This is a genomic window from Nitrospira sp. CR1.1 (assembly GCA_014055465.1).
Lineage (GTDB): Bacteria > Nitrospirota > Nitrospiria > Nitrospirales > Nitrospiraceae > Nitrospira_A.
Window position 1 is genome coordinate 22,823 of sequence record WIAF01000020.1, and the last position, 7,415, is coordinate 30,237.

Sequence of the window (7,415 nt, forward strand, 5' to 3'; positions counted from 1 at the left end):
CATCGCCGGGCGTGCCGCCGCCGGCGGGCTCCTATCGCATTCATCCGAAGGCCATTCGCGCACGCCGGAACCGACGCCTACTGGTCGTGGCGGGGCTGGTCCTGATCGCGACCGTCGGCTACCTCATGTACTGGTACACCCACGATCGGTTTTGGGTTCGGACCGACAATGCCTATGTCACCGGCAACCTGGTGCCGGTCGCAGCGCAAGCGTCCGGAATCGTCACGCAGGTTCTGGCCGAGGAAACACAATTTGTGAATCGCGGCGACTTGCTCATTCGGTTGGATGAACATCAAGCCTATGCCGCATTGGGAAGGGCCCGTGGACGGTTGGGCGAAGAGGTCCGGCGGATCGCCGCGCTGTTCATCAACCGGAAACAACTGGCGGAGAAATTGCGATCGCGCACCGCCCGTTTGGAGTTGGCTGAGCACGACATGGCGCGATATCAGCGGGCTTCTCCGAGCGGCGCCATCTCCAAACAAATCTTGCAGAATACGGCGGACAAAATCGCGAGTCTTGAAGCGGAGGTGCGGGAAACGCAGGCGGAGCTCGACTCGCTCGATGCGCAGATCGGGGGGACGACCGTGATGGCCCATCCGTCCGTCGACCTGGCGAAACATCAATTGATCGAAGCGCATCTGGAATATGCGCGTCAACAGATTCGCGCTCCCATATCGGGCTATGTCGCCAAACGAAAAGCTCAGGTGGGCGATCGCGTACAGCCCGGCGCCTCGCTCATGACGATTGTTCCGCTGGATCATCTGTGGGTTGAGGCCAATCTGCGTGAAACGGAACTGCAGCATGTGCGCCCGGGGCAGCCGGCTTTGGTGAGCGTCAGTCTCTACGGGTCCAAGCAAACGTTTCACGGCACCGTCGAAGGTCTCGTCCCGGGCAGCGGAAGCGCGTTCGCCTTGCTTCCACCGGACAACTCCACAGGAAACTTCATTCACATCGTCGAACGGGTGCCGGTGCGGATCGCGCTGCCGGCTGATGAGCTCCGGGAGCATCCGATCAGGCCCGGACTCTCGACCGTGACAAGTATTAACATCAGCGAGTCTGGGCAATCCGTCTGGACGTCGCTCGCCACACCGTCCACGGCCGAATATGAGACGGACGTGTATGCCGATGAGCTTCCCATGGCGGAGTCCATGGCGGAAGAAGTGATGGCGACCAATCTGGTGGTCAATGAGTCCGGGGAAGGCATCGATTCACTTCTCGAAGAAGAGGGGGCCATCGAGCGGGTGATTCCCCGGAAGGCCATGGAGAGGGCGCCGAGCGAAGGGAGGGTGTCTCCCAAGTTTGATCGGTCTCGCGAGCGGGATGACCGGCGTCCGAGTTCGTTTGTGCCGCGGCGGAGTCCTGATCTGGGGGCCACCGCCTTCCCTCTTACACCTTCGGTCGGTCCCGATTCCAAATCATTGGGGCCTGAAGCGGGACGTCGTCCGTCGCAGCTGAAATCCGAGTTTGGCGCGGATGAGGGGCGGCGCGCATCGGGTATTGGCCGGCATTAGTCGTCATGTCCTGGGGGCAAGACGTTCATTACGGGCGCCGCAGCGCAGGCAGCGGCGAGCGCAGATTATTTTTCGATGAAGATTGCTCTCCTCGTCTGGAATGCGCGGTCGGCTCGTCATATGATGAACAACGCGCTCCGAGCAACACCGGCATTCAAGGCGTACCCGCTTTGTTGAGTGTGTGGTTGTCTCTCCTGCCGGCGTCTTGTTCCACAGCGCATGATCAACGGTTGCAAACGGTCCCAGTCTTGGGCGGGAGAAGCATGCCGTGCAGAACGTGACGCTCAACTATCGCACTCTCTTGTCGGTCACGAATGTGCTGAACTCCCAGCGAAACCGGCAGAGCCTGTTCCGCGCCATCACGGACCAGTTAACGAAAGTGGTTCGCTGGGAACGGGCAGGAATCACGGTTTACGATCTGCACTCGGACGCCTTCCGGTTTTACGCCGTGGAGACGAATCTGCCCAAAGTCGTGCTGCGAAGTGATGCGATGATTCCGCGCGCACAGAGTGCGGTGGGGTGGGTCTATGATCATCATCGGGTGCACGTGCGGCCCTATCTCCGAGAGGAGCGGCTTTTCATCGAGGATGAAAGTTATGCCCAGGAAGGGCTAGGGCGGATGATCAACCTTCCCATGGTCGTGCAGGAAGCCTGCCTTGGCACCTTGAATATCGGGAGCGTCGAGGCCGGCCATCCCGATCCGGACGATGTGGATTTTCTCCAACAGGTGGCGACCCAGATCGGCTTTGCGATTGCCCACGTCAATGCCTATGAGGAGATTAATCGTCTACGGGAACAACTTGCGCGGGAAAATGTGTACCTGAATGAAGAGCTCAAAGCGACCCAGGATTATGGCATGGTCGCGGGCCGGAGCCGGGCCTTCGAAGCGGCGCTGACGCTGGCGCGGCAGGCGGCCCCGACAACGGCGACAGTGATGGTGACCGGGGAAACCGGAACGGGCAAGGAGGTCCTGGCGCGAACCATTCACGAGAGAAGCCTGCGGCGCGATCGGGCGTTTGTCCGGCTGAACTGCGCCGCCCTCCCGGCCGGATTGATTGAAAGCGAATTATTCGGCCATGAACGCGGCGCGTTTACCGGCGCGGATCACCAGCGTATCGGCCGATTTGAACTGGCCGACGGCGGTACGTTGTTCCTTGATGAGATCGGCGAAATGCCCCTCGACGCGCAGGCGAAGCTGTTGCGTGTCTTGCAAGACGGGCTGGTGGATCGAGTCGGCAGCGCGAAACCCATTCCGGTCGATGTGCGGGTGATCGCGGCGACGAACGCCAATTTGGACAAGGCGATTCAGCAGGGACGATTCCGTAGCGATCTGTACTATCGGCTGAATGTGTTTCCCATTCATATGCCGCCGCTCAGAGAACGCCCGGAAGACATCCCGATCCTCGCCCGGCATTTTCTCCGGTTTCATGCCCGGCGCCTCAAACGATCGTGCGAAGATTTCGACGCGCCATCGATGGAGCGTCTGGTGCACTATGCCTGGCCGGGAAATGTACGGGAACTCGAAAACCTCGTGGAGCGGGGATTGATCCTCTGCCACGATCGCTGGTTGCGCATCGACCCGGCCATGATGAATCTGCCCGCCGCCCCCGAATCGAGTCCGCGCCGGACGTTGGTGGACGAAGAGCGCCGCCATATTCTTCAGGCCCTGACCCTGCTTGATTGGCGAATCGAAGGGCCCGGCGGCGCGGCTGAACAGTTGGGTCTTGCGCCAAGTACGCTCCGCAGTCGATTGAAGAAGCTCGGCATTCGTCGGCCCTCCCGCAACTAGATACCGTTCTCCTTCGCGTCCCCTCTCATGCCTCTCCCTTGAGTTCCCATTCGCTGTCTGGCGCCACGACTGATCGTGGTGGCGCCGTGGCCGCTCACCACGCCTTGTCGTGGCTGATTCCTCTCTTCCGGAACTTCCCTGAAAGCCCTCACGTTGAAAGACCGGTCTTTCAACGACATGCACGACATCCTCCTGGCGAGGCCTGCGTGGCACGCGCGATGCACAAGGGCTCGTCGTGATTTTTTCTGCGCGGATTTTTTTAACCGAAGAGCGTGGTTCTTCGCGCGGCGGGCTGCGCGTCGTCGCACCGACGTATGACCGGGCATGGGTGTGGCGAACGAATCACCAATCTGGAAGGGGGTTGCGCGTACATCGTCTTGCCCCGGTCAATGGTTCCGTCAGGTGCGGCGTCATACAGTGTGGCGCCGATCCTGTGTCCTGTCTTCATTTGAGGAGGTGTGCATGATGCAGTTATCCCGCAGACAGTTCTTGAAAGCCTCGGCAGGGACGGTCGCAGTGGCAGCCGTTGCCGATAAGGCCTTGGCGCTGACCGCCTTACAACCCGTGGTCGAAGTGGACAATCCGTTAGGCGAATACCCGGACCGATCCTGGGAGCGGGTGTATCACGACCAGTATCGGTACGACTCGTCCTTTACCTGGTGCTGCTCTCCGAACGATACCCATGCCTGCCGCATCCGGGCCTTCGTCCGGAACGGCGTCGTGATGCGGGTGGAACAGAACTACGACCACCAGACGTACGAAGACCTCTATGGCAACCGCGGGACGTTCGCGCATAACCCGCGCATGTGCTTGAAAGGCTTCACCTTCCACCGCCGCGTGTACGGACCCTATCGCTTGAAGGGGCCGTTGATGCGGAAAGGCTGGAAGCAGTGGATGGATGATGGCTCCCCTGAGCTAACGCCCGATGTGAAGCGCAAGTACAAGTTCGACAGCCGCTTCCTCGACGACATGGTCCGCGTCTCCTGGGATACGGCCTTTACCTATGTGGCCAAGGGCTTGGTCGTCATCGGCACGCGCTACAGCGGGGAAGCCGGGGCCCGTCGGCTCCGCGAGCAGGGCTATGCGCCGGAAATGATCGAAATGATGAAGGGCGCGGGCGTACGGACGTTCAAACACCGCGCCGGCATGCCGATTCTGGGCATGATGGGAAAACATGCCAATACCCGATTCAACAATTGTATCCTGCCGTTATTGGATAGTTGGATTCGAAAGGTTAACCCTGACCAGGCGCAGGGCGGCCGCTATTGGAACAACTACACCTGGCATGGTGATCAAGACCCGTCGCAGCCGTGGTGGAACGGGACACAAAATTGCGACGTTGATCTCGCCGATATGCGGTTCACGAAGCTGAACACCAGCTGGGGCAAGAACTTCGTCGAGAACAAAATGCCGGAAGCGCACTGGAAGCTCGAGTCCATCGAGCGCGGCGCACGCCTCGTGGTGATCACCCCGGAATATAACCCGACTGCAAGTCGTGCGGATTACTGGATTCCGGTCCGTCCGGAAACGGACGGCACCTTGTTTCTCGGCGCCGCCAAAATTATTCTCGACGAGAACTATCAGGACATCGATTTCATCAAGGGCTTTACGGACATGCCGCTGCTGGTGCGGACAGACACCCTGCAGTACCTGGATCCATTCGAGGTGGTGAAGGACTATCAGATACCCGACTTCAGCAAATCGTACTCGGGACGGATGCAAGGATTGACCCAAGATCAGATTCGCCGGCTCGGCGGCATGATGGTGTGGGACCTGGCGAAGGGGAAACCCGTTCCAATACATCGTGAGCAGGTCGGCATGCACCTCGCGGAGAGCGGCATTGATCCGGCATTGACCGGGACGTACCGGATCAAATTGCTCAATGGGCGTGAGATCGACGCGATACCGATCTATCAGCTGTATCAAATTCATCTTCAGGACTACGATCTCGACACCGTGCACCAAGTGAACCGAGCGCCAAAAGACTTGGTCGTGCGATGGGCACGAGATTACGGCACGGTCAAGCCGGCGGCCATCCACAATGGCGAAGGCGTCTGTCACTATTTTCATATGACATCGATGGGCCGTGCGGCGGCGCTGGTCTTGATGCTGACCGGTAACATCGGCAAGTTCGGCACCGGGTGTCACACCTGGTCCGGCAACTACAAGGTCGGTATTTGGCAGGCGGCGCCCTGGTCCGGCGCGGGCGCGAGCGTCTACCTGGGGGAAGATCCCTGGAACTTGAACCTCAAGGATGACGTGCACGGCAAGGAGATCAAGTATCGCAAATACTATTATGGAGAAGAGCCGGGGTATTGGAATCATGGCGACAATGCGTTGATTATCAATACGCCGAAGTACGGGCGGAAAGTGTTCACGGGCAAGACGCATATGCCAAGCCCCAGCAAGGTTCGCTGGGTGGTGAACGTCAACATCCTCAACAACGCGAAACATCATTACGACATGGTGAAGAACGTTGATCCGAACATCGAGATGCTGGTGACGCAAGACATCGAGATGACCTCGGACGTCAACCATGCCGACGTGGCATTTGCCGTGAATTCCTGGATGGAGTTCACCTATCCGGAGATGACCGCGACGGTGTCCAATCCCTGGGTGCAGATCTGGAAGGGCGGGATTCGCCCCTTGTATGACACTCGAAACGATCTCGACAGCTTTTCGGGTGTAGCCGCGAAGCTCAAGGAGATGACGGGCGAGCAACGGATGGCGGATACGTACAAGTTTGTCTATCACAATCGCGTGGACATCTATGTACAACGTATTCTCGATGCCTCCAGCACCTTCTTCGGCTACAGCGCGGATGTCATGTTGAAGTCGGAAAAGGGGTGGATGGTCATGTGTCGCACCTACCCGCGGCATCCGCTCTGGGAGGAGACCAATGAGTCGAAACCGCACTGGACACGATCCGGTCGGCTGGAGACCTATCGAGTGGAGCCCGAGGCCATCGAATACGGGGAAAACTTCATCGTCCACCGGGAAGGCCCGGAGTGTACCCCCTATCTGCCGAATGCCATCATGACGACCAATCCCTATGTCAGGCCGGACGACTACGGGATTCCGGTCACCGCGCAGCACCATGACGATAAGACGGTGCGGAACATCAAGTTGCCGTGGGCGGAGATCAAGCAGCATGCCAATCCGTTGTGGGAAAAGGGCTACCAGTTCTACTGCGTCACGCCCAAGACCCGGCACCGGGTGCATAGCCAATGGTCGGTGAACGACTGGGTGCAGATTTATGAGTCGAACTTCGGCGATCCGTACCGCATGGACAAACGGACGCCAGGCGTCGGCGAGCACCAGATCCATATCAATCCGCAGGCCGCGAAAGACCGCGGCATTAATGACGGCGATTATTGTTATGTGGACGGCAACCCGGTGGACCGGCCCTATCGTGGCTGGAAGCCCTCGGATCCGTTTTATAAGGTTGCGCGATTGATGATCCGGGCGAAATACAACCCTTCATATCCCTACCACGTCACGATGGCGAAGCATGCGCCCTACGTCTCGACAGCCAAGTCGGTGAAGGGCCACGAGACGCGGCCGGACGGACGCGCCATCGCGGTGGACACCGGCTATCAGGCCAACTTCCGGTACGGCGCGCAACAATCATTTACCAGGAGCTGGCTCATGCCGATGCATCAAACCGATTCATTGCCGGGCAAGCAGGCGAATGCGTTGAAGTTTAAATGGGGATTCGAAATCGATCACCATGCAGTCAACACGGTCCCGAAGGAATGCTTGATCCGCATCACCAAGGCGGAAGACGGCGGCATCGGAGCCCGTGGGCCGTGGGAACCAGTCCGGACCGGCTTTACGCCGGGCCAGGAAAACGAGTTCATGACCAAGTGGCTCAAAGGCGAACATATCAAGATTAAAGTCTAGCGTGACTCGTTTCGCTCGTGAAGCGTCGCTCGCGAACGGCGCTTCACGACTGGCGAACGACGAGTTGCGACTGAAAGGAGCAAGTCAATGCCAGAAGTCTATAACTGGCAACTGGGACGGAAGATGCTGTATCCCTACGAGGAGCGGCATCCGAAGTGGCAGTTTGCCTTTGTGTTCAACATCAATCGCTGTTTGGCCTGTCAGACCTGTTC

General features: G+C 59.0%; 4 protein-coding genes. All 4 read left to right on the forward strand.

Features of this window, described 5'->3' with window-relative positions:
* Positions 1-125 precede the first annotated feature (125 nt).
* Positions 126-1,511, forward strand: coding sequence for an HlyD family efflux transporter periplasmic adaptor subunit (locus GDA65_20040; protein ID MBA5864976.1), 1,386 nt, complete (start codon positions 126-128; stop codon positions 1,509-1,511).
* Positions 1,512-1,779: 268 nt separating this feature from the next.
* Positions 1,780-3,300 carry a GAF domain-containing protein gene (locus GDA65_20045; GenBank protein ID MBA5864977.1) on the forward strand — a complete coding sequence of 507 codons (1,521 nt, stop codon included), beginning with the start codon at positions 1,780-1,782 and terminating at the stop codon, positions 3,298-3,300.
* A gap of 462 nt (positions 3,301-3,762) precedes the next feature.
* Positions 3,763-7,203: a molybdopterin-dependent oxidoreductase gene (locus tag GDA65_20050; protein MBA5864978.1), complete on the forward strand. Its 3,441-nt coding sequence runs from the start codon at positions 3,763-3,765 to the stop codon at positions 7,201-7,203.
* 87 nt (positions 7,204-7,290) lie between these two features.
* Positions 7,291-7,415 (forward strand): dehydrogenase (locus GDA65_20055; GenBank protein ID MBA5864979.1); only part of this gene is annotated, 125 nt, incomplete at its 3' end.

Coding starts and splice junctions, on each gene's coding strand:
- GDA65_20040 (MBA5864976.1), top strand. CDS start 126: ATGTACTGGTACACCCACGATCGGTTTTGGGTTCGGACCGACAATGCC.
- GDA65_20050 (MBA5864978.1), top strand. CDS start 3,763: ATGATGCAGTTATCCCGCAGACAGTTCTTGAAAGCCTCGGCAGGGACG.